The sequence below is a fragment of the Providencia sp. PROV033 genome (assembly GCF_028484855.1).
Classification (GTDB): domain Bacteria; phylum Pseudomonadota; class Gammaproteobacteria; order Enterobacterales; family Enterobacteriaceae; genus Providencia; species Providencia alcalifaciens.
Genome location: NZ_JAMPSW010000005.1, coordinates 38,450 through 61,164, shown reverse-complemented (window position 1 = coordinate 61,164; position 22,715 = coordinate 38,450). Strand labels below are relative to the sequence as shown.

At 42.1% G+C, this 22,715-nt stretch carries 18 protein-coding genes; 7 read left to right on the top strand and 11 right to left on the bottom strand.

The genetic code is table 11. From position 1 onward, the window contains the following. The first annotated feature begins 55 nt into the window (after positions 1-55). Positions 56-1,180, top strand: a complete 1,125-nt coding sequence (locus tag PSF16_RS02370; RefSeq protein ID WP_006660837.1) for a ribosomal protein uL16 3-hydroxylase — start codon at positions 56-58, stop codon at positions 1,178-1,180. Between the two features lie 105 nt (positions 1,181-1,285). Here PSF16_RS02370 and pepT read toward each other — a convergent pair whose 3' ends face one another. Then, the gene (pepT, locus tag PSF16_RS02365; RefSeq protein ID WP_006661452.1) at positions 1,286-2,530 is read right to left on the bottom strand and encodes a peptidase T; all 1,245 of its coding nucleotides are present in this window, start codon (positions 2,528-2,530) and stop codon (positions 1,286-1,288) included. A 231-nt stretch (positions 2,531-2,761) separates the two neighbouring features. On the opposite strand from pepT, the gene PSF16_RS02360 reads away from it, so the two are divergent. Continuing rightward, on the top strand, positions 2,762-3,472 hold the full coding sequence (locus PSF16_RS02360) for an SDR family oxidoreductase (RefSeq protein ID WP_272688715.1): 711 nt from the start codon (positions 2,762-2,764) through the stop codon (positions 3,470-3,472). 38 nt (positions 3,473-3,510) lie between these two features. Here the strand turns inward: PSF16_RS02360 and cobB are convergent, their stop codons facing one another. Further along, on the bottom strand, positions 3,511-4,338 hold the full coding sequence (cobB, locus tag PSF16_RS02355) for a Sir2 family NAD+-dependent deacetylase (RefSeq protein ID WP_412033750.1): 828 nt from the start codon (positions 4,336-4,338) through the stop codon (positions 3,511-3,513). 292 nt (positions 4,339-4,630) lie between these two features. Between cobB and PSF16_RS02350 the strand changes: the two genes are divergently transcribed. Further along, positions 4,631-5,128 (top strand): TIGR00645 family protein, encoded by a 498-nt coding sequence (locus tag PSF16_RS02350; protein WP_006661450.1) that lies wholly within the window; start codon positions 4,631-4,633, stop codon positions 5,126-5,128. A 73-nt stretch (positions 5,129-5,201) separates the two neighbouring features. On the opposite strand, the gene PSF16_RS02345 is transcribed toward PSF16_RS02350, so the two are convergent. After that, a complete protein-coding gene (locus PSF16_RS02345) occupies positions 5,202-6,179 on the bottom strand; it encodes an alpha/beta fold hydrolase (RefSeq protein WP_272688714.1) in 978 nt (325 codons plus the stop codon). A gap of 187 nt (positions 6,180-6,366) precedes the next feature. On the opposite strand from PSF16_RS02345, the gene PSF16_RS02340 reads away from it, so the two are divergent. The 3 genes from PSF16_RS02340 (at position 6,367) to PSF16_RS02330 (ending at position 8,868) form a co-directional block, all read left to right on the top strand. Further along, entirely contained in the window at positions 6,367-6,972 is a 606-nt protein-coding gene (locus PSF16_RS02340; protein ID WP_036961329.1) for a TetR/AcrR family transcriptional regulator, read from the top strand. A gap of 30 nt (positions 6,973-7,002) precedes the next feature. Continuing rightward, positions 7,003-8,184: an SGNH/GDSL hydrolase family protein gene (locus tag PSF16_RS02335; protein ID WP_272688713.1), complete on the top strand. Its 1,182-nt coding sequence runs from the start codon at positions 7,003-7,005 to the stop codon at positions 8,182-8,184. Positions 8,185-8,316: 132 nt separating this feature from the next. Next, positions 8,317-8,868 (top strand): class IV adenylate cyclase, encoded by a 552-nt coding sequence (locus tag PSF16_RS02330; protein ID WP_006661446.1) that lies wholly within the window; start codon positions 8,317-8,319, stop codon positions 8,866-8,868. A 39-nt stretch (positions 8,869-8,907) separates the two neighbouring features. Here PSF16_RS02330 and lolE read toward each other — a convergent pair whose 3' ends face one another. The 3 genes from lolE to lolC are packed head-to-tail and all read right to left on the bottom strand — an operon-like array spanning position 8,908 to position 12,051. Then, positions 8,908-10,155: a lipoprotein-releasing ABC transporter permease subunit LolE gene (gene lolE / locus PSF16_RS02325; protein WP_272688712.1), complete on the bottom strand. Its 1,248-nt coding sequence runs from the start codon at positions 10,153-10,155 to the stop codon at positions 8,908-8,910. After that, entirely contained in the window at positions 10,155-10,856 is a 702-nt protein-coding gene (lolD, locus tag PSF16_RS02320; RefSeq protein ID WP_006661444.1) for a lipoprotein-releasing ABC transporter ATP-binding protein LolD, read from the bottom strand. The genes lolE and lolD overlap by 1 nt, the downstream gene beginning before the upstream one ends. Continuing rightward, entirely contained in the window at positions 10,849-12,051 is a 1,203-nt protein-coding gene (gene lolC / locus PSF16_RS02315; RefSeq protein ID WP_036975479.1) for a lipoprotein-releasing ABC transporter permease subunit LolC, read from the bottom strand. The genes lolD and lolC overlap by 8 nt, the downstream gene beginning before the upstream one ends. Before the next feature lie 227 nt (positions 12,052-12,278). Between lolC and mfd the strand changes: the two genes are divergently transcribed. Then, positions 12,279-15,725 (top strand): transcription-repair coupling factor, encoded by a 3,447-nt coding sequence (mfd, locus tag PSF16_RS02310; RefSeq protein WP_272688711.1) that lies wholly within the window; start codon positions 12,279-12,281, stop codon positions 15,723-15,725. 88 nt (positions 15,726-15,813) lie between these two features. Here mfd and PSF16_RS02305 read toward each other — a convergent pair whose 3' ends face one another. The 5 genes from PSF16_RS02305 to PSF16_RS02285 all read right to left on the bottom strand — a co-directional run bounded on the left by PSF16_RS02305 (position 15,814) and on the right by PSF16_RS02285 (position 21,892). Further along, complete coding sequence (locus PSF16_RS02305) at positions 15,814-16,179, bottom strand: tetratricopeptide repeat protein (protein ID WP_006661441.1); 366 nt, start codon at positions 16,177-16,179, stop codon at positions 15,814-15,816. A 4-nt stretch (positions 16,180-16,183) separates the two neighbouring features. After that, positions 16,184-16,786, bottom strand: coding sequence for a UmoD family flagellar biogenesis regulator (umoD, locus tag PSF16_RS02300; protein WP_272688710.1), 603 nt, complete (start codon positions 16,784-16,786; stop codon positions 16,184-16,186). Between the two features lie 518 nt (positions 16,787-17,304). After that, positions 17,305-18,609 carry an NAD(P)/FAD-dependent oxidoreductase gene (locus tag PSF16_RS02295; protein ID WP_006660822.1) on the bottom strand — a complete coding sequence of 435 codons (1,305 nt, stop codon included), beginning with the start codon at positions 18,607-18,609 and terminating at the stop codon, positions 17,305-17,307. Between the two features lie 296 nt (positions 18,610-18,905). Then, on the bottom strand, positions 18,906-20,525 hold the full coding sequence (locus tag PSF16_RS02290; protein WP_272688709.1) for a bifunctional metallophosphatase/5'-nucleotidase: 1,620 nt from the start codon (positions 20,523-20,525) through the stop codon (positions 18,906-18,908). A 17-nt stretch (positions 20,526-20,542) separates the two neighbouring features. Then, positions 20,543-21,892 carry an OprD family outer membrane porin gene (locus PSF16_RS02285; protein ID WP_272688708.1) on the bottom strand — a complete coding sequence of 450 codons (1,350 nt, stop codon included), beginning with the start codon at positions 21,890-21,892 and terminating at the stop codon, positions 20,543-20,545. Positions 21,893-22,715 lie beyond the last annotated feature (823 nt).

The window sequence follows — 22,715 nt, the reverse complement described above, 5'->3', positions numbered from 1 at the left end:
AATCCATTTCCGGTATACTATTTAGGAAGATTTGTCATAACTAGGGAACAATAAGATGGATTATAAACTGAATCTTGACTGGCAGAGTTTTCTGGACAGTCATTGGCAGAAACGACCTCTGCTTATCAAACAGGGTTTTACGCGTTTTATTGATCCTATCTCGCCTGATGAGCTCGCGGGATTAGCGATGGAAGATGAAGTGGATAGCCGTTTAGTCAGCCATAAAGATGGCATCTGGCAGGTAGCTCACGGACCTTTCGAAAGCTACGATCATTTAGGTGAAGAAAACTGGTCGATTTTGGTCCAAGCGGTTGACCACTGGCACCACCCAAGCGCCCAACTTATGAAACCTTTCCGCGTTCTTTCTGACTGGCGTATGGACGATTTAATGATTTCCTACTCAGTGCCGGGAGGCGGCGTGGGTCCTCATTTAGACCAATACGATGTGTTTATTATTCAAGGTGAAGGCCGTCGCCATTGGCGTGTTGGGGAAAAAATCCCAATGAAACAACACAGTCCACATCCAGACTTGCTCCAAGTACAACCTTTCGATGCCATTATTGATGAAGAAATGGAACCCGGTGATATTCTGTATATCCCACCAGGATTCCCACATGAAGGTTACGCTATTGAGCCATCCCTAAACTTTTCTGTCGGCTTTCGTGCACCCAATGCGCGTGAACTCATGAGCAGCTTTGCTGACCATTTAATTTCTAATGATTTAGGCAGTTATCGCTACAGTGATCCTGACCTCTCTTTCCGTGATAACCCGGCTGAAATTCTGCAAGGCGAACAAATTAAATTACGTGAAATGATGGAGTCTCTGATTAACGACCCTGAATTATTCCGTAAATGGTTAGGTGAATTTATTTCTCAGTCGCGCCACGAATTAGACTTAGCGCCGCCAGAGCCGCCTTATGAACAAAATGAAATCTATAACCTACTGAAAGATGAGCAAGAAACCTTATATAAACTCAATGGGTTACGAGCACTTCGCGTGGGTGACCAGTTCTTTGTTAATGGTGAGTCTTTAGAGACTAAATGCTATGAAGCCGCAGACAGCCTGTGTCGTTTCGATGCAGTCAGCTATACAAATCTTGGGGATGCCCTTGACGATGTGAATTTTATCGCATTAATTACCGCACTGATTAACAGTGGATATTGGTATTTTGACGACTAATTATTTCTATAATTAACCGTTAATAATAGCAAAATGCCCCGAATGTCATCACCTCACATCGGGGCATTTTTATTGTCACTTTTTATATTAAGAATGTATCAAACACTATTTCTCGGTATTACGCTTTGCATGAATAGCCGTTAATTCCGCAATTCGCATAATCACACTCACCGCCTGCTCCATACCTTCTTGAGTAATAAACTCATGTTTACTATGGAAGTTATAGCCACCCGTGAAAATATTCGGGCATGGTAAGCCTCGGTATGATAGCTGCGCGCCGTCCGTTCCCCCCCGGATCGGCTTGATGACAGGTTCAATATCACAGTCCAACATCGCTTGTTTAGCTAATTCAACAACATGTGGATATTTCATCACTTCTTTATGCATATTGTAGTAACTATCATCCAATGTCAGCTCGATATAACAGCTTGGGTGCAGGCCTTCACCCACTTTTTCTGCGATACGGATAATATTTTTCTTTCTCGCTTCAAAATTGGCTAAGTCAAAATCGCGGATAATGTAGTTCATTTCGGCTTTTTCTACATTCCCCTTAATCGATGTTAGGTGGTAAAAACCTTCATAACCTTCCGTATTTTCAGGCGTCTCTTCAACAGGTAGCATAGCGTGAATACGGGTCGCCAAACCCAATGCATTCACCATCACACCTTTCGCATTACCGGGATGGGTATTATTTCCCACGATTTTGATAGAGACGTTAGCTGCATTGAAGTTTTCAAATTCAAGCTCACCGACACCACCACCATCGACGGTATATGCCCAACGAGCATCAAACTCTTTGAAATCGATATGTTGTGCGCCGCGACCAATTTCTTCATCTGGCGTAAAGGCGACACAAATTTTTCCATGAGGAATATTTTGCCCTTCTAAACGTACTATCGCGGTAATAATTTCCGCGATACCGGCTTTATCATCCGCGCCTAATAATGTTTTACCGTCTGTCATGATCAACGTTTTGCCAATCATTTCGTGCAATACAGGGAACATGACAGGTGATAAAACTTCATCGCCAATACCTAACGCTATATCCCCGCCTCGATAATTTTCAAGAACTTGCGGACACACATTTTTACCTGAATAATCAGGGGCGGTGTCCAAATGTGAAATGAACCCAATTGCCGGTACATCCCAATCCACATTGGATGGCATCATTGCCGTTAAGCAACCATGCTCAGTTAGCGTCACTTTTTCAAAGCCAAGTAAATTAAGTTCTTTGGCTAAAGCGCGGGCAAATTTTAGTTGACCTGTACTACTAGGTACTGTTTTTGCATTCAGTTTTGATTGTGTATCAAAAGCAGTATATTCAAAAAACCGCTCCAAGAGTTTGTCCATGCTACCTCCCCCTAAATATCAATGGGGATATTATGGGAAAGATCACAGAAACAATTATTGTCTCAAATCAGATTTGCAGCTAAAGAGTGAGCAAGATAACTAATTAATTTAATTTTATAGTTCATTTCCTACTGCATTTCTGGATAACTCATTGCGTTAAGTACTATGTTATATAATGGATATCTTATATAACTAAATCCACTATAAAATAATTTATTGGATGGAGGCACAATGACAAAAACATTTTTAATTTATGGTGTAAGCAAAGGATTAGGCAAAGCATTCGTTGAAGCTCTACCTGATTACACTGATACCGTTTATGGTGTTTCCCGCTCTGAGCCGCCCTTTAAAAACCCACGATTTCATTGGCTTCCCGCGGATCTGAGTGACTCTCAATCCGCATTGACTATCAAAAACCATATAGGGGAACAGCCCATTGATGTGCTTACTTATAATGTGGGTATATGGGAAAAATTAGCCTTTACCGCTGAATATGATTTTGAATCCACCAGCGATATTGAATTACTGACCATGATTCAGACCAATATCAGCGCCTGCCTATTAAATATAAAGGCGCTATTGCCCAACTTACGTTTGGGGAGCAATAGTAAAATTATTTTAATTGGCTCAACATGGGGGCTCGATAATCATAATGGTAAAGAGGTGACATTTAGTGCAACAAAATATGCACTGCGAGGGATTGTACAATCGTTAAGGGAAACCTTACGCCAAGATAAAATCGGTATTTCAATTTTGAACTTAGGCTATCTAGCCACAGAATTCCCGCTATCGATGCCTATTGATGAAGTCATTGCGAATAGTGAAGGAACGTTAATCCCATTACAAGATGTGCTGAATGCCGTACGTTTTATTCTGAGTACAAGCAACGCGACTTGTGTAAAAGAGATAACAATGCCAGCCATGCTGGATGAAAACGTTTGATCGTCATGCAAGTAGGGAGCTATCGCTCCCTACTATTATCATGATTTGTGATTGAGTTTTGCAAGTAAGTCATCCACATAGTCACTCACAACTTTACTCGCTAAGCCATAATGGCGCTCTTCAAATTCACTTTCTACTTGGCTAGGTTCTAAGTTTAGCTGCACCGTATGAGCCCCTTGCAAACGCGCTTCATGCACAAAGCCCGCTGCCGGATAAACGTGTCCTGATGTGCCTATCGAAATAAACAGGCTCGCTTCCCCTAATGCTTGGTAGATCCTATCCATTTCAAATGGCATCTCCCCAAACCACACGATGTGCGGGCGTAAAGGTTGTGGAAATTGGCAACAGTGACAACGTTCCTCAACCGATAAATCCCCTTTCCACTCCAGAACTTGGTTCGACCAATTACAACGCACTTTGAGTAATTCTCCATGCATATGCACAACACGCTTGCTACCCGCACGCTCATGTAAATTATCAATATTCTGAGTAACGAGCAGAAATCTATCCCCAAGAGCGTGTTCTAATTTTGCTAATGCATAGTGCGCTGCGTTTGGCTGAATATCCTCTTGCTGTAACTGGCGACGACGTTCATTATAAAAACGCTGAACTAATTGGGGGTCACGCGCAAAACCTTCGGGTGTCGCAACATCCTCTACGCGATGCTCTTCCCACAAACCATCTGCTGAACGAAACGTTTGAATTCCTGACTCCGCAGAAATACCCGCACCCGTTAATACAACCACGTTAATATTTTGCATACTCAACAGTTTATTATCAATGTAGTAAGAACGATTACGAAGTCGCTGACGGCGTTTGCATTTGTTTTTACTTGCTTTTTTCATTCTACGGCGAAATCGCAACATCGGAAATTTCCTTTCATCCTTGCAATGAATTTGTCGAAATACAACTCTAGTAAAAAAATCTAATGACAATAATTATGTCATTTATACATAATTTGAATAGTAACATACTAGCATTCATCATCCTCAGCAAAGTAAAACAATTATCCCAATAATCTCGAGTTAATAACTTTTTTATTATCAAAAGGACATTTTTTTCACTTTTTGATGACAAAAAACTTTATCCTCATCACACCTAACCGCTAAAATACCCATCATCTCTCTATTTTTGATTTTTATAATTTGAAGGATTGGCATGGAAAAGTTTTTTGAAAGAATGATGTACGCATCACGTTGGATCCTCGCACCCATCTATTTAGGGCTATCGCTGACATTGCTCGCGTTAACCATTAAATTTTTCCAAGAAGTTTTTCATATCCTGCCAAATATTTTTGCCATTCCAGAGTCAGATTTAATCCTAACTCTGCTCTCACTGATTGATATGGCGCTGGTTGGTGGTTTACTGGTGATGGTCATGTTTTCAGGCTACGAAAACTTCGTCTCGCAGTTAAACTTGTCAGATCATCATGAAAAACTCAATTGGATTGGCACGATGGATGCCACCTCATTGAAAAATAAAGTGGCAGCCTCCATTGTCGCCATTTCATCAATCCACTTATTAAAAATTTTCATGAACCTTAAAAACGTCGAAAACGATAAACTTATGTGGTACGTGATATTACATCTGACCTTCGTGCTGTCGGCGTTTGTAATGGGCTATCTCGATAAAATGACCAAAAAAAACAAGTATTAATCACTAATACAGCTAATAGACAGAAAAGGAAGCCAATGTTAGCTTCCTTTTTGATTAACCTACAGTGTGTCCATTATTTTTTTAAGAATGGCAAAATGTGGCTCATTAATTGCTCAGGACACTCTTCTGTCACAAAGTGACCACATTCACCAAGTATCGTGCCTTGTAACTGAGTCGCCCGCCCTTGTAACGTCTGTTGTGGGGCATCTCGGGTTGCCTGATCTGCCCCTATCGCCAACACCGGCATAGTGAGCTTTTTTTGTGCTCGCAGTTTATTTTGCTCGATCGTCTGTGGAATAGCGCGGTAATAGGCAAAACCAGCCCGCAGCCCACCCGGTGAAGCATACGCATCAATATACGTCTGCGCGGCAACGCGATCACGGCGATAAGCCCAATTATCAAAAATAAAGTTAAGATACTCGCGCTCTCTACCTGCCGTCAGCGTTTCAGGTAAATCTCGCACTTGGTTAAACATAAAATGCCAGAGGAAAATATTCTCCTCAGGATCCACAAAAATCGTTGGTGCTGGCGCTAATCCTGGAATAACCGCTTCTGTTAAGGCTATCTTTTTCACGTCGGCAGGATAATCACTGGCCAGCGCATACCCCACCCACATGCCAATATCATGCCCTATTACCGAATAGTGAGGATGACCCAATTGTTTCATCATTTCGTGCAATGTCGTTGCGGCAGCGCCCGTATCATAGCCCTTGTCTGGCTTATCAGAATACCCTGTTCCCAGTGGATCGACAGCAATCGCGGTATAACCATTAGCAGCAAGTTCTGTCATCACATAACGCCATGTATACCACGTTTGTGGCCAGCCGGGGATCAATAAGACCGGCTCCCCTTCCCCTGCGGTAACATAGTGAAGGCGATGCCCATTCACTTTCACATAGTGATGTTGAAAGCTGGCTTCATTCGCCTCAATGGTTGGAAGCGCAGCACTTTTGACTGTTTGAGTTAGATTTCCTGCTGCTAACGTAGCTGTTGCTTGCAAAGAGAGCGTCATCAGGGAGACGAGCAACACCTTTTTAAATACCGAATTCATATTTGTTCCATACACTTTTATGTGAGTAAAAAGCCACTCATTCACGAGTCGCATCAATTGTTTGTCGATCAACAATAAATAGGTTAAAGGTTTTTTCAATTCTTTGTCAATCGATAAACAATAATTATTTGTCATTCGACAAAGAAGTGATAGTATGAATGCATTATCACTTAGAGGAGCAATTGTTATGGCAGGAAGACCGAGAGAGTTCGACCGTGACGCGGCATTGAATAAAGCTAAGCTTGTCTTTTGGCAGCGGGGCTATGAAGGCACGTCGATGTCTGATTTAGTGTCTGCACTGGGAATTGCATCTGCACGTATTTATGCCGCATTTGGCTCAAAAGAGAATCTTTTTCGTGAAGCTATTGACCTTTATCTTAATCAAGAAGGTGCTTTTGCAGATACTGCCCTGCAAGAACCCAATACCCGTTTCGCTATAGAGCAATTGTTAACCCAAGCCGTAGAAACCTATACCCAGAAAGAGCATCCTCAAGGCTGCATGGTGGTACTTTCACTCACTAACTATGCCAGTGAAAATGAAAATATCATGTCTTGGTTAGCCAGTTATCGACAAGCTCGTACTACGGCTATCATGCAGCGCCTAAAAGATGGCGTGATCGCGGGTGATTTACCTTCTAATACCGACACTCAAGCGTTAGGTCATTATATTGCAACACTATTTCATGGCATTTCCATTCAAGCGCGCGATGGAGTGAGTCAAACACATTTACTGGCCATGGTGAATGTTGCAATGCGTGGTTTTGATTCATTTACAGCAACATCAACACGCTAATTTTAAGCGTGATTTCTAGGATAAAGCACAATGTCACCATTAAATGCATCCGCCCATCATTCATGGGTATGTACATGGCTTTCTACCTCACAACCCACAACGGACGAAGCATTTCCATTTTCTCTGGAAATACCAACATCATTGTGCGAACAAACCTTATACCAAACATTACGTATCACGTTAGGGGGTAACAAACTGCGTTTTGTTTTCTCAAACCGCTATGGCTCTCAACCTTTAGTTCTAGGAGATAACGCCATTACCGTGACACCCCCTTTAGGAGAGTCATGGACGGCTCCTATTCAGTTTAATGGTCAAGCTCAGGTCACTATCCCTGCGGGGCAAGTGATATACAGTGATGAAATAGCGCATCCCATCGCCGATTTATCCGAGATAATATTGCTCAGCTACTTTCCTGAGCTCACTCCCGTGGAAACCTTCCATTGGGATGCTCGTCACTACGCTCAATTAGCATCAGGCAACTGTGTTCATAAAGCCTATCCCAATAACAGTATGCCAATCAGTTCGCGTTTATTATTAGAACGCGTTGATACTCAATCCGATACACATAATCAAACGGTTGTCGTGATTGGCGATTCGATGGTAGATGGTAACGGCGTCGAGATGAATCGTTATCATCGCTGGGTTGATTTCCTTGCCGAGCGTGCCATTTCTCATAAAACCGCCGTAGTCAATGCAGGGCAATCGGGGTCCCGTTTGCTAAAAGATGGCATTGGGATCAGTACATTATCTCGCTTTCATCGCGATGTTATTGACTTGGAGGGCGTCACCACGTGTATCGTTCAAGTCGGCTTAAATGATATTGGGCTCGCGCAAACAGCCCTCGCCCCAATAAACTGTATACCGACTGCCTATGAATTAATCGAAGGGTATCGGCAATTAATTCGCCAAGCTCATGAACATCATATTCGCGTAGTGGGTGTCACGCTCGTTCCATTACGTTCTACAGAAGAATATGGATTAGAAAATTTCTATACTCCCGAGAAAGAAGTCATTCGCCAAGAAGTGAATCAATGGATGCGTAACAGCGGTGAATTTGATGCTGTGATTGATAATGAACAATGGGTTCGCGACCCTCAAAAACCTCAACAATTGGCTTTAGTCTATGATTCTGGTGACCATCTCCACCTTAATTATGCTGGGCATATACTCATTGCCAACGCGATTTCCCTTGATGACATTATTGGTATTTAAAACAGCAAGGCGCGAACACTTCTTCGCGCCTCATTAACTAGCCATTCTTTGATATGGCTTAACATAATCTTCAGTCTCATTATCACCCTTTATGTTACTATGCTCCCACCCTAAATCATCTTGGATAGCGGAATGAGTGAACATTTCGTCGGTAAGTATGAAGCCGAAATTAAATTCATATTGCCCAATTCAGACACATTTCTGGCGCAACTTACCCAGGATAACGCTGAAGTATTTACAGTGAATAATCATGAAGTTGATGATTTTTTTGATTACCCTGATAACCCGTTAGCTACACAAAACATCAGTATGTCGGTCAGAGAGATGACCCCATCAGGAATTAAACTGTGGATTGTCAAAGGACCCAGTTCATCTGAATGTAAAGCGATAGATATCGCAGACTGCCAGCATGTCAAAAATATGCTGACCACATTAGGTTATCAGTGTTACCTCACCCTCGCTAAGCAACGAAGTATCTACTTTTTAGATGATATCCATATCACCATTGACTACTTAGAGGGCATTGGCTGGTTTGCTGAATTTGCGATTATGACTGATGATGAGAGTGAGTTAGACAACTTGTACATAAAGTTACTGTCCACCGCCGAAAAGTACGGTTTTAATGAGGACTTAATTGAAACGCGTAGCTACAAGCAGATCTATCTCGAGTGTATGGCTAAATAATGAAAGGCGGCGCGAATATCATCATCCGCGCCGAATAGATTACTGCCCGCTTAAAATACGGGCTGGGTCTAATTTACTGGCACGTCGTGCTGGGTACCAACTTGCCAATAAACTCAAAATCACTGTCGTGAAGAGAACATAAACCACATCCATCACATGCAGCTCAGAAGGCAAGAAATCAATAAAATAGACATCTCCGGATAAAATAGGATGACCGATAATCACTTCCAATCCTTTAATCAGCGTCGTCAAATTTAACGAAACTAGCACTCCCAACACCATACCGATTAATGAGCCAATCAATCCACCAATCAACCCATACCACAGGAAGATCGCACGAATTTGCCTATCTTTTGCCCCTAATGTCCGTAATACAGCGATGTCGCTACTTTTGTCTTTCACTGCCATCACCAACGTGGAAACAATGTTAAAGCACGCTACACCGATGACTAAAATCATCGCTAAGTACATGACGCTACGTACGACTTGAATGTCATTGTACATATAGCCGTAATCGCCAATCCAGCTTTTCACCACAACGTGATGCATGGTTTTAAGACCCGCGTCATACACCACTTTATCGGCTTCAAAAGGATCTTTAGCTTTAATTTCAAAGCCACTGATACCATTACCATAACCTAAATATTCCTGAGCATCCGCCAGCGGAACGAGAGCAAGTTGATGGTCAAGCAAACCACTTAAACGAAAAATACCCGTGACTTGAACACGAATGCGTCTAGGTTGTTGAATTTTCATGCTGTCATCAGTATTAGGGATCATGATAGTCACCCAATCCCCTACTTTCACATTCAACGAGTTAGCAACCCCTTGCCCCAAAATAATTGATTGTTTCCCCGCCTCAAAGTGTTGCCAAGCATCATTCAAAATAAACTCAGGTAACGCACTCACTTGCGATTCTGTTTCATGGGATACGCCCATAATCTGAATTGCTTTAAGATTGGCCCCTCGCTCAAGTAACCCCGTAAAATTCACATAAGGGCTAACCGCTTGTACACCGGGCGTTTTACGAATGACATTTTGAGCAAATTCCCAATCTTGATAAGGTGCTTCTACCGCATAAATTTGCCCATGCGGTACCACGGAGAGAACTCGGTTATTTAGCTCTCGCTCGAAGCCATTCATGGCACTTAAACCAATAATTAATACCGCAACACCCAATACAATGCCCAGTGTCGACACAATCGACACCAAAGACACCATCCCTGTCCTGCGGCGTCCTCGGCTAAATCGCAATGCCGCTAAAAGCGTCAGTGGCATGTTAATCATTACATTGCCCCCAACGTAATTTCCTGTTGCAGATGGCCATCACGCATTTCTAAACGACGGGATAAACGATTTGCAAGTTTCATATCGTGGGTAACCACCAAAAACGCCGTTTTTTGCTTGCGGTTTAATTCCCCCAGCAATTCAAAAATTGCATCCGCATTACGTAAGTCGAGGTTACCCGTAGGCTCATCTGCCAAGACTAATGCAGGGTCATTCACGAGCGCTCGGGCGATGGCCACTCGTTGACGTTCCCCGCCCGATAGCTCTGATGGGCGATGATTTGCGCGATGCCCAAGCCCTACTGCCGTCAACATTTCAGTCGCTTTCGCTAACGCAGTCGCTTTTGCCACACCACCAATTAACAGCGGCATTGCCACATTTTCTAATGCAGTAAAATCAGGTAATAAGTGGTGAAACTGATAAATAAAGCCTAAGTCTTTATTTCGAATAGCCGCACGCGCATCCGATGAAAGCTGGTTAATATGCTGCCCGCGGAAAATAACATTACCTTGAGACGGTGTATCTAGCCCACCCAGTAAATGTAATAAGGTACTTTTCCCTGAACCTGAACTCCCAACGATAGCCATTGTTTCGCCTTCGTTCATCGTGAAGCTGACATTTTTTAACACTTCTGTGGAGAGTGTGCCTTCTTGATAAATTTTGCTTAAATGTTCACAGACCAGAAGTGGTTGGTTATTCATATCGTAAAGCCTCAGCAGGTTGAACCGCTGCCGCACGCCAAGAAGGATAAAGCGTCGCCAGCAATGAAATCAGCATCGCGCAAAGCGCAATAATTAGAATACCCGGATAATCGAGTACAATCGGGAGTGTAACTCCACGTGGTAATAAGCCAATTAACGGCATAATGACATTTAATTGGCTCGATAGTAGCGTGCCCAGAACAGTACCAATTAAAGTACCAATAATGCCCGCACCTGCGCCTTGGATCATAAAGATAGTCAGAATTTTACTACGCTTTAGCCCTAAGGTTTTCAAAATCGCGACTTCGCCTTGTTTTTCCATCACTAATAACGATAACGACGTAATAATATTAAACGCTGCAACGGCAATAATCAGGCTCAGTAATAGCCCCATCATGTTTTTTTCCATTCTGACAGCTTGGAAAAACTCACCTTTGCGCTCACGCCAATCTGTCCAAACTAAGCCTTCTGGCAGCGTCTGCTTACTTGCCACATCCACTTGTAATGGTTCATCTAGGTATAAGCGCCAGCCTGTAATATTCCCCGCAGGATAACGCAACATACGCGCCGCATCCGGTTGAGCGACGATCAGCTCACTGGTATCTGCTTCCCCATTCGTTTGGAAAATGCCCGCAACCGTGAATAAGCGTTGGCTTGGTATGCGTCCCATTGGCGTGAGTTGACTGACGCCAGGAATGATTAAACGGATTTGGTCACCACGTTTCACACCGAGTGTTTCTGCCAGTCGATTCCCGAGAAAAACGTTATATTCGCCATCAATTAAATCGTGGCGATCGCCGCTGATCAGCTTATCCAGAAGCAATGAGGATTCATCAGAACGAATTCCGCTCATCATCCCCACCCCGACGTTCGTTCGGCTTTGCAAAACCACTTCCGATTGAACAATCGGCTCGATTTTTTTCACGCCGTGTAAATTTTTCAAGTCCGTAATAGGATGTTGATTAGGATCGATATTTCCGGTACTTGAAGTCAATATAGCCTGTGGCATATAAGCAAGTATGCTATCTTGTAACGAACGTTCGAAACCATTCATCACGGACGTTACGGTAATCAATGCCGCAACACCAAGCGTAATGCCAATCGCCGACAAGCTGGACACAAAACGTCCAAATTTATCGACCGCACGCCCACGCATATAGCGTAGACCTATAAAGAGTGAGACAGATTGATGCATGAAAACGTAATGTCCCTGTTGCCAAAGCGAAGTGTTCAGGGATAATAAAGGGTACGATAGATGAATGGAACCACCCAACCGCGCTTTTGTGGTTTTTTTTGTTATTAATACTATTTGTTTAGATCACTTTCAGACTACTCAATGAGTTCTGTGGGTCGTTTAATTAATTTTTAATTGCCTAACTAATCATTAATTAACTAGTTAGCTATGAGAAGCTGAATATTTCTATGTCGTCAAATTATCGTTATGAACTTCCAAGTCGTGCTGGAGATGTCCGCCATTTAGGCTGTTTAATCGGTGCTGCGGGTCCTTTAGAATGTGCAGAGATGATCGAGCGCCATCAAGGACCTGTCGTCATTGTCACCCGTGATATGCAAAATGCATTGCGTGTTCATGATGAACTTCAACAGTTTACCCAATATCCGATCGAAACCCTCTCTGATTGGGAAACGCTACCCTACGATAATTTTTCGCCGCATCAAGAAATCATTTCTCACCGTTTATCCACGCTATACCGCTTACCAACCTTGCAAAAAGGGGCGTTGATTCTGCCGGTCAATACCTTGATGCAGAAAGTCTGCCCTGTCGATTTCCTTGCTGGGCATGCTTTAGTGATGGCAAAAGGCGATAAGCTCTCGCGTGATAACCTTCGCGAAGAGCTGGATAAAGCGGGATACCGCCATGTAGAACAAGTGCTCGAGCATGGTGAATATGCGATTCGCGGGGCTTTGCTTGACCTTTTCCCGATGGGAAGCGATTTCCCCTTTCGTATCGACTTTTTTGATGACGAGATTGACAGCCTGCGCACCTTTGACGTGGATACCCAGCGTACCTTAGAAGAAGTTAATGCCATCAATTTACTTCCAGCGCACGAATTTCCGACAGATAAAGACGCTATCGAGCGCTTTCGTAGTCAATGGCGTGAACGCTTTGAAGTTCGCCGTGACCCAGAACATATTTATCAGCAAGTCAGCAAACAAACACTACCAAGCGGTATTGAATATTGGCAACCCTTGTTCTTTGCGGAGCCATTACCGTCTTTGTTTGAATATCTACCTGCCAATACCCTGTTTGTTTCACAAAACTTACAAGAACCCGCTGAACGCTTCCAACAAGATGCTCAGCAACGTTATGAAAACCGTGGCGTTGACCCAATGCGCCCATTACTTCCGCCAAGCGAATTATGGTTAACCGTTGAACAACTGAATCAAAACTTAAAAAATTGGCCTCGTGTTCAGCTTTCTACGGAAAAACTGCCTAAAAAAGCCGCTAATACCAATTTAGATTATCAGCCACTTCCTGATATTAGCACGCAAGGACAAGGTAAAAATCCGCTAGAAAAGTTGCGACAATTCACCGAACAATTTGATGGCACTATCGTGTTTTCTGTTGAGAGTGAAGGTCGTCGTGAAACGGTCAGTGAACTACTTGGGCGCCTAAAAATTCGTCCTGACATCATCAGCAATTACTTCAGCCAAACTCAAGGTCGATTTGCCATCACCATTGGCGCAGCAGAACATGGCTTCATCCAGCCCGAAAGTCACCGCGCTTTAATTTGTGAAAGTGACTTACTGGGTGAACGCGTGGTGCGTCGCCGCAGTGATCAACGTCGAACTATCAATACCGATACACTGATTCGCAACCTTGCGGAATTACGTCCTGGTCAGCCCGTGGTACATATTGAGCATGGGGTTGGTCGTTACCAAGGTTTAATCACCCTAGAAGCTGGGGGTATTCCTGCAGAATATTTAATTCTTACCTATGCTGGTGAAGATAAACTGTATGTGCCCGTCTCGTCATTGCATTTGATTAGCCGCTATGCAGGAGGTGCCGATGAAAATGCACCGCTGCATAAACTGGGTAGCGATAGTTGGGGACGTGCGCGCCAAAAAGCAGCGGAAAAAGTGCGTGATGTGGCCGCTGAACTTCTGGATATTTACGCTCAACGTGCTGCCAAAGCCGGATTTGCGTTTAAACATGATAAAGAGCAATACCAAGAGTTTTGCCAAGGCTTCCCATTTGAGACCACCCCAGACCAAGAGATGGCAATTAACGCGGTATTAAGTGATATGTGCCAACCGTTGGCGATGGATCGCTTAGTCTGTGGCGACGTTGGTTTTGGTAAAACAGAAGTGGCGATGCGCGCAGCATTCTTGGCTGTCAATAATAATAAGCAAGTTGCGGTACTGGTTCCCACCACATTATTAGCGCAGCAGCATTACGATAATTTCCGTGACCGATTTGCCAATTGGCCTGTGCGTATCGAAATGTTATCGCGCTTTAAAACGGCGAAAGAACAACAACAAATTATTGCTGAAGCCGCAGAAGGTAAAGTAGATATTTTGATTGGCACTCATAAATTGCTACAAAGCGATATTCAATGGAAAGATCTCGGTTTGCTGGTTGTGGACGAAGAGCACCGATTTGGCGTTCGCCACAAAGAGCGTATTAAAGCGATGCGAGCCGATGTCGATATTCTCACCTTAACTGCAACGCCAATTCCACGAACCTTGAATATGGCAATGAGTGGCATGCGTGATTTATCGATTATCGCCACCCCACCAGCTCGCCGTTTAGCCGTGAAAACCTTTGTACGCCAATATGATGATTTAGTCGTGCGCGAAGCCATTCTACGTGAAACTCTGCGTGGGGGTCAGGTTTACTATTTATATAACGATGTCGAAAATATCGAAAAAGCCAAAGCACGCCTTGAAACACTAGTGCCTGAAGCACGATTCGTTGTCGGTCATGGGCAAATGCGTGAACGTGAGCTTGAGCGTGTGATGACCGATTTTCACCATCAACGCTTTAACGTTTTGATCTGCACAACAATTATTGAAACAGGTATTGATATCCCAACCGCCAATACGATTATTATTGAGCGAGCCGACCACTTTGGTTTGGCGCAGTTACACCAATTACGCGGTCGTGTGGGTCGTTCCCACCACCAAGCTTACGCCTACCTGCTCACACCACATCCAAAAGCTATGACAACCGATGCGCAAAAACGTCTCGAAGCAATATCCTCTCTTGAAGATTTAGGTGCTGGATTTGCATTGGCAACTCATGATCTGGAAATTCGTGGTGCAGGTGAGTTATTAGGTGAAGATCAAAGCGGACAAATGACCACGATCGGTTTCACTCTATACATGGAGTTATTGGAAAGTGCGGTCGACGCCCTGAAAGAAGGACGAGAGCCGTCACTTGAAGATCTGACTCATCAGCAAACAGAGGTGGAATTGCGTATGCCAGTGCTACTTCCTGATGAGTATATCCATGATGTAAATATTCGCCTTTCATTCTATAAACGCATTGCTAGCGCCAAAGATCACGCTGAGCTGGATGAACTCCGGACTGAATTAATTGACCGTTTTGGGACATTACCGGATGCGGGTAAATTCTTGCTATCTACAGCAGGCATTCGTTTACAAGCTCAAAAGCTGGGTATGAAGCGTATTGAAGCCCACGAAAAAGGCGGCTTTATTGAATTCAATGAGCGCAATAAAGTTGACCCAATGTTCCTGATTAGCTTACTGCAAAATCAACCTAAAACCTTCCGTATGGAAGGTCCTGTTCGATTAAAATTCTTCCATGATTTATCGGACAGAGCCACTCGCTTAGCATTTATAAAACAGCTTGTTGCTGATTTTGATGAACATCAGCTAGCTTCATAGGCTCAATATTGAACAACAAAAAAGCCATCAATTCATGTTGAATCTGATGGCTTTTTTATACTGTCTGAATGTAATTTAGGTGAGATGATTACTTTTTATTGGAGTATCCTATTGCCTCTAAATGACCGAGCGCATCACTGTTACCTTGCGCCGCCGATTTTAGAAACCATTCCAAAGCTTGATGAGACTCAACCGATAAATGCTCGCTGGTTTCACACATCATCCCCATCATGTATTGCGCTTGTGAGTGCCCTTGCGTAGCCGCTTTCAAATACCATTCAATCGCTTTTGCCTCATCTTCTTCAACCCCTTCGCCTACATCATATAGGGTGGCAATTTGGTATTGTGCTTGCGCATCTCCACTTTTAGCGTTCAGCATTAATTCATTTAACGGTAGCAAGTCCGCTGAGGTAACACCCAAGAACCTCTGTAATTTTTTGAATAGGCTCGTCATTACGTTACTCAAATAACCCAAAGGTATTTTTACCTATTTTGACTTCAAGTATGGTGGACGGTTGATAGGATTTGGGTAGATCGTTAGGCTTCATACAATAGAATGGCAAAATATCTTTTGTACCTTCACGCAACGTTTCACACGCAGCGTTGCTCGAGATGGTTAAATCTAACTGCCCATTTTCATTTAAAGGAATAAACACCGTTGGTTCATACGGCATTCTCACTTTACCAATCGTATCGCCAATACGGTAGATAACATCATAGCCGACTATAATTTGTTCCAAACTTTTGGTGATGACGCAAGTTCTCGGTTCATGACTGGAAAATGGGGGGAATGATTTACCTTGTAAGGATTGAATCATTAAGATGGTTCTACATTCTCGCTGAGCTGGGTGCCAACGGGATAACGACTCTTGCGTAAATGAACCCAAAATCCCCGTCACTGAACAATTTTCATGTTCAATCATTCGCGTCGCACGAATAGGCTCAGTAGATAATACCGTCGCAATTTTCAGTTCATCACTGCGAACAAAAGAGAAATAACCGATAACAATTAAGCAAACGGCAACAAATGCGGCTAGTAACAACTTAATTTTTAGCTTCATTCTTTGCCCTTTGATTGAAAAGTGAATGTGATAGCTATTGTAGCCTATCTATTATCAACTACATTAATAACATACAATAAATATGGTTTTTTAGATTTGTCTGAATAGAAGACTTACATCTTATTTACTTGCGCGTAATAAGTTTACCGTGAATAAGCATAAATAATTAACCAAATCAGTTTCAATATATTACATAATTAGGGGAAAATTACCTACCCATTTGTTTTTAATAAATAAAATTAATTTTACCTATGAATGCGTACAGTGACATTATCCTAATTAATAATATGCTGTTTTTTTGTATTAAATCACACTTAACTCAAACTCATTGAGTTAATTAGCGACGTTTATAGTGTGTGTTTAATGGATAGTAATTAAAATATATGTGTCGTTTTTGATAAACCGCAATAACATATTTTAATATATGTTCATTCAGATTAGATAATGCACACAATTATTCACCAATAATCGTGTGCATTCTTATGATAACGGTACTGAAAATAATCAATAATCGCCGATTAATGTAATTTCAGTTTTGGTCGAATAATGCGGTTAATACTGCCGACAAGCATCATAAGGCCTGTTTTGATATAGCCATGCAGTGCGATCTGGTGCATACGATACAGTGAAATGTAGACAAAACGCGCAATACGCCCTTCTACCATCATATCGCCACGCATTAAGTTCCCCATCAAGCTACCCACGGTACTGAAACGAGATAATGAAACTAATGAACCGTGGTCTTTATAGATATAATTTTTTAATGGCTTATCTTTCATTAATGCCACGATATTGTCATAGCACAGGCTCGCCATTTGATGAGCAGATTGTGCTCTCGGTGGAACAAATCCGCCTTCCGGTTTTGCACAAGATGCGCAATCACCAATCGCAAAAATGTGCTCATCCAGCGTAGTTTGTAGTGTCGGTTTAACCACTAATTGGTTAATGCGGTTAGTTTCTAACCCAGCAATATCTTTCATAAAGTCTGGCGCTTTGATCCCCGCTGCCCATACCATTAAGTCCGCATAAATTTTGCCATCTTCTTTGGTATTTAAACCATCCGCATCGGCACTGGTTACCATGGTTTTTGTTAATACTTTCACGCCAAGTTTGTTCAGTTCTTGATGGGCTGCACTGGAAATACGTGGAGGCAATGCGGGCAAAATACGCTCCCCTGCTTCTACTAAAGTCACATTCAACGCATCTGTATCTAACCCTTTGAAACCATAGCTGGTGAGTTGCTCTACAGCGTTATATAACTCGGCAGAGAGCTCTACACCTGTTGCCCCGCCGCCTACAATCGCGATATTCACTTTCTCTTCAGCATTATCGCGTACTGAATAACGCAAGAACAGGTTCAACATTTCATCATGGAAACGATGTGCTTGGGTTGGGCTATCAAGGAAAATACAGTTGTCTTTGACGCCCGGCGTACCAAAATCATTGGAGGCACTACCCAACGCCATCACTAAAATATCGTAATCAATTTCACGTAGCGGGACTAATAGTTCTCCGTCTTTATCACGCAATTCACCGAGAACGACTTTTTTATTTTCTCTGTCAATATTCGTGAGAGAACCTAATTGAAAATGAAATGCATTATGTCTTGCATGCGCTAAATAGCTAATAGCATCAACACCATCATCGAGCGAACCCGTTGCGACTTCATGTAGCAGTGGTTTCCATAAATGGCTTGGATTACGGTCAATTAGCGTGATATCCGCACGTTTTTTGCGTCCTAACTTACGCCCCAAACGAGTTGCCAGTTCTAAGCCACCAGCACCACCGCCAACAACAACGATTTTAGGTTGAGTTAAGGTCATATGCCCCTCATATAAAATATATTAATGTTATTTAAGGTTTCTAATAACAAAAAACTTAAATAACGCTAATTCACCCTTTTTTATGTTGCTTAGTCGTGAAGAATATCATGCATGGACATTTGGTCATACCAAATGTTGATGCAAATCAATTTAGTTGATTATTATGACAACGATCACAATCGTCAAATCATTTTTTGAAAAAAAAGAAACGAGTCAGCGGAATGTCGATTTAAAACAAAAAAGCCCGAGAATGGCGTTATTCTCGGGCTTGAAACCTAGTATTTTGTGAGGGTATTTTACTTCAGTTTTTTAATACGCTCGTCCGTTGGTAACTGAACTGGCGAGTTATCTTTGAAGTATTTCATCAATGCTTCGTTGTCTGGCAAGCTATAAATACGATCTTTACCTTGTTTAAAGGCTGAGAAGCGGCTACCGCCTGTGGCTAAAAATTCATTTGCTGCAACACGATAGCTTTTCTTCATATCGATTGGCTTGCCATTTAATTTCATCGAGCCTGCAATCACTTTATCGCCTACCGCACGGCTGTCATCCCATTCGTAATAAAAACCGTGGGAAACCGGCATGACTTGCGGACGTTCACGATCCCATTGCTGTTCTAACGCTTGTTTAATTTGCTCACCTGTTAGAGATTGCGTCACCACGACATTTGAGAATGGCTGCACGGTAAAGATATCGCCGTAGGTCAGCTCCCCTGCTTTGAGATCAGCACGAATACCACCGCTGTTCATAAAGGCAATTTGGGCGCCGCCCGCATCTGGGGGGGCTGCGACATATAACTGTGCATCCGCAATAATTTTACCCAGAGTGGAATCTCCCCCAGCAGCTAATTTTTTATCTGCGGGAGCACTTAAGGTGCCCATCACTTGCTCTGCAATCGGTTTTGAGATGCGCTCGTAGTTCTGAATAAAACGGCTTAGTTTCGGGTCTTTACCATAACGGCTGGTTTCAACCGGAATGTTTTTCGCATTAATGCTGACAATGTCTTTGGTTTTTCTATCAATTTCAATATCCAATTGAGACAGCAACGTCCCGTTCGATTGCGCTGAAATGACTTTTTTACCATTGATGTCACAGTTATAGGCTTGGTGTGTATGTCCACTCACGACAAAATCCACATCGGCATCAAGCTGTTTAACAATCTCAACAATTGGCCCTTTGATATTATCGCAACGGTTAATGTCTTTCACTTTGGTATCCACTTGTTGAGTTGCCCCTTCGTGGATCAAGACACCAATACTACGAATACCCTGCGCTTTTAGTAGTTTAACTTGTTGGTTAATGGTCTCAGCTTCATTTTTAAATTCTAAGCCCGCAGTACCACTCGGCGTAACAATGGCTGGTGTTCCTTCCAGCGTTAAGCCAATGAATGCCATTGGCACACCATCAAACTGTTTCACGTAATAAGATGGGAATAATGTTTCACCTGTCTCTTTTACAATCACGTTAGCGGCTAAATAGTTAAAATCAGCCCCCGCAAAGGATTCTTTTCCTACACAGCCCGCCGTAGGATGGCATCCACCATTTTGCTTTCTCAGTAATTCAACTTTACCTTTGTCGAATTCGTGGTTACCCACGGCACTGGTCTCAAGGCCAATTGCGCTCAAAGCCTCAATGGTTGGTTCATCGTAGAACATGGAAGAAAGTAATGGGCTTGCGCCCACTAAATCGCCAGCACCCACAATAATCGTGTTGTCATTTTCTGCTTTTAACTGCTTCACTAATGTCGCAATCGACTCAATACCGCCAAGTTTGCCATCTCCAGGCGCTTGCAATGCGCCATGGAAATCATTAATACCAATGACTTGAACTTTAACCGTATCAGTCTGTTTCGTGGCACAACCTGCTAACAGGGCACCTGAAACCAGCAATGTCACTAAACTTATTTTATGATTCATTTATTAATTGCCTCTAATTACATTTTGAAGCGATAGGTCGTTGTCATCGAACCCGATAAAGAGTGTGCACGACGTGAGTCACCGTCATACAGTTTTGGTGTCGAGTTATCCGATTCTTGCTGATGGTGCCAGCCCATACCGCCACTTAATGAAACAGACAGATTTTCAGTCGGTTTCCAGTAAGTGAATACGCCCACTTGTCCTTGTTTTAAACGTTCGCCAGAATAAGAGAATTCACTGTAGTTGCTGTTTGCACCGACAGACCAAGTAGGGTTAACTTGATATTCGGCTTTTAATGCCAGCATAGTTTCGCCATCACGCACATAGTCGATATCCGCATAAGCTGGTGAGTTAAAACGACCACGTGTGTTACCGATTGGGTTACGGGCAAACTGACCTACACCATTTGTTTTATGTGCCGTCGTATGTGTAATACCCGTCATCAAAGTCCACGGTGTTTCCGGAACGCACCATTCAATTTCACCCGCATAGTGCCATGCACGTTTATCAAAGTTTTGTTTACCGCGTTTGGTGTCTGTCGATGTCCGTTTACCATCGCTACCATACTCATGACCATAAATCTGAGAAGATAATGTGATATCCGAGTTTAGCTTATATTTGATTTCTAAGCCTTGTTGACGGAAAACATCATCGGCTTGACCAATGAAGTAAGACGCTTTAAGTGGTTTCGTATTGTAATTAATCCCACCAGTCACGACATGATTGATGTCGTGACTGACGCCATTTCCGTCACGGAAATACATTCTGTCAATATTTGGACTATCTCGACGCATCACTTTGCCATCAAGATACAGTAAATCTAAGTTCCAATCACTAATGGCGGTATTGGTGTAGTAACCATTATAAGTGTTTAATGACAAACGTTGGGAGTTAGTAAAAATACCCTTGTTTTTCAACGTAAACCAACCTGCTTTACCGTTAAAATTAACAGGCTCTAAATCCAATTTAAATTTTGCATAACGCTGACCTATCTTGTTATAGCCTTTAGCCTCACCGTCATCGTTATATAAAATGGCTCGGGATGCGAAGTCTTTACTTGCCGCCAGTTTGATCGCGCCGTAATAGGATGCATCAAAGCCAATAAAGTCGGCAAAATATCCAGATTGGTAATCTAGTTGAATATTTTGCCCCCAAGCTTGCGCCACTTGCTTTCTGTAACGTTTTTCGTTGGCATCGTAACGATTTTCTGATTTTAGATATTTCCACATATTTCGAGTAGAAAGCTCTAATTCAGAGTCTGCAACAAATGAGTTTTCCATGATGGTATTTTCCCAATCGCCTGCATTAGCCCCAAATGCAACAAAACAAGATGGAAACAATATTAACGCTATTTTTTTGACTTTCATTTGAATTAAACCTAGTCGTGATTATTAGAATATAACTATCCGCATCCAATATTCATTGGATGTTATGACGCCTTACTACTTTCAATACGTAATAATTTATTTAGCTTTAATTACTGCAAGGATTTTTTAATTATTTAATTTGAGTTTCACCTTCTATTCTTTATAGCAAACTTAATTTTTTCGCTATGTAAGAATAAGTTTTAATTATTTTATAAGTCGAAATAATTCATCCAACCACACTTATTTAATTTAAGTTTTTACATGAATTCAAATTTATTTGGACGATATTTAGCCACACCCATCAAAGCGTGTTTGACATTAAATTTCATAATGAAAAGTATGCTAACGTAATTTTGTGTCAATTAATACGATCGATATCACAACAAACTAGATGCCTTGCAAATCAGGTATCATTTGATGTGATATTAATCACTTTATTGCTTGTCCGTAATTAACTAACACGCCATATTTAAACAATTTTTTTGCTAATTTAATCACTCTATATTTAATAGAATCTTCCACAAAAAAGTGAGAAATTCGGCACAATTAGAACAACAATATTTACCCATTATTAAAACAATTAATTTAAATACCTACGACGGTCAATCATTCTGTTCTTAAGCAATATACTCGTCTTAACAGCATAAAAATGTTTATCATTCCCTATACTTTAATATAATTTAATGCTTGAAAAACATTATTTCTAGGAAATATTCCTATAGGTAAAGTTATATTACGCGATATTAATGTATGATTTTCGTACATATCCTTAATGCTACTGCAATATTTCTAATCAAATATCGCAACCTATTTTTTTATTTGC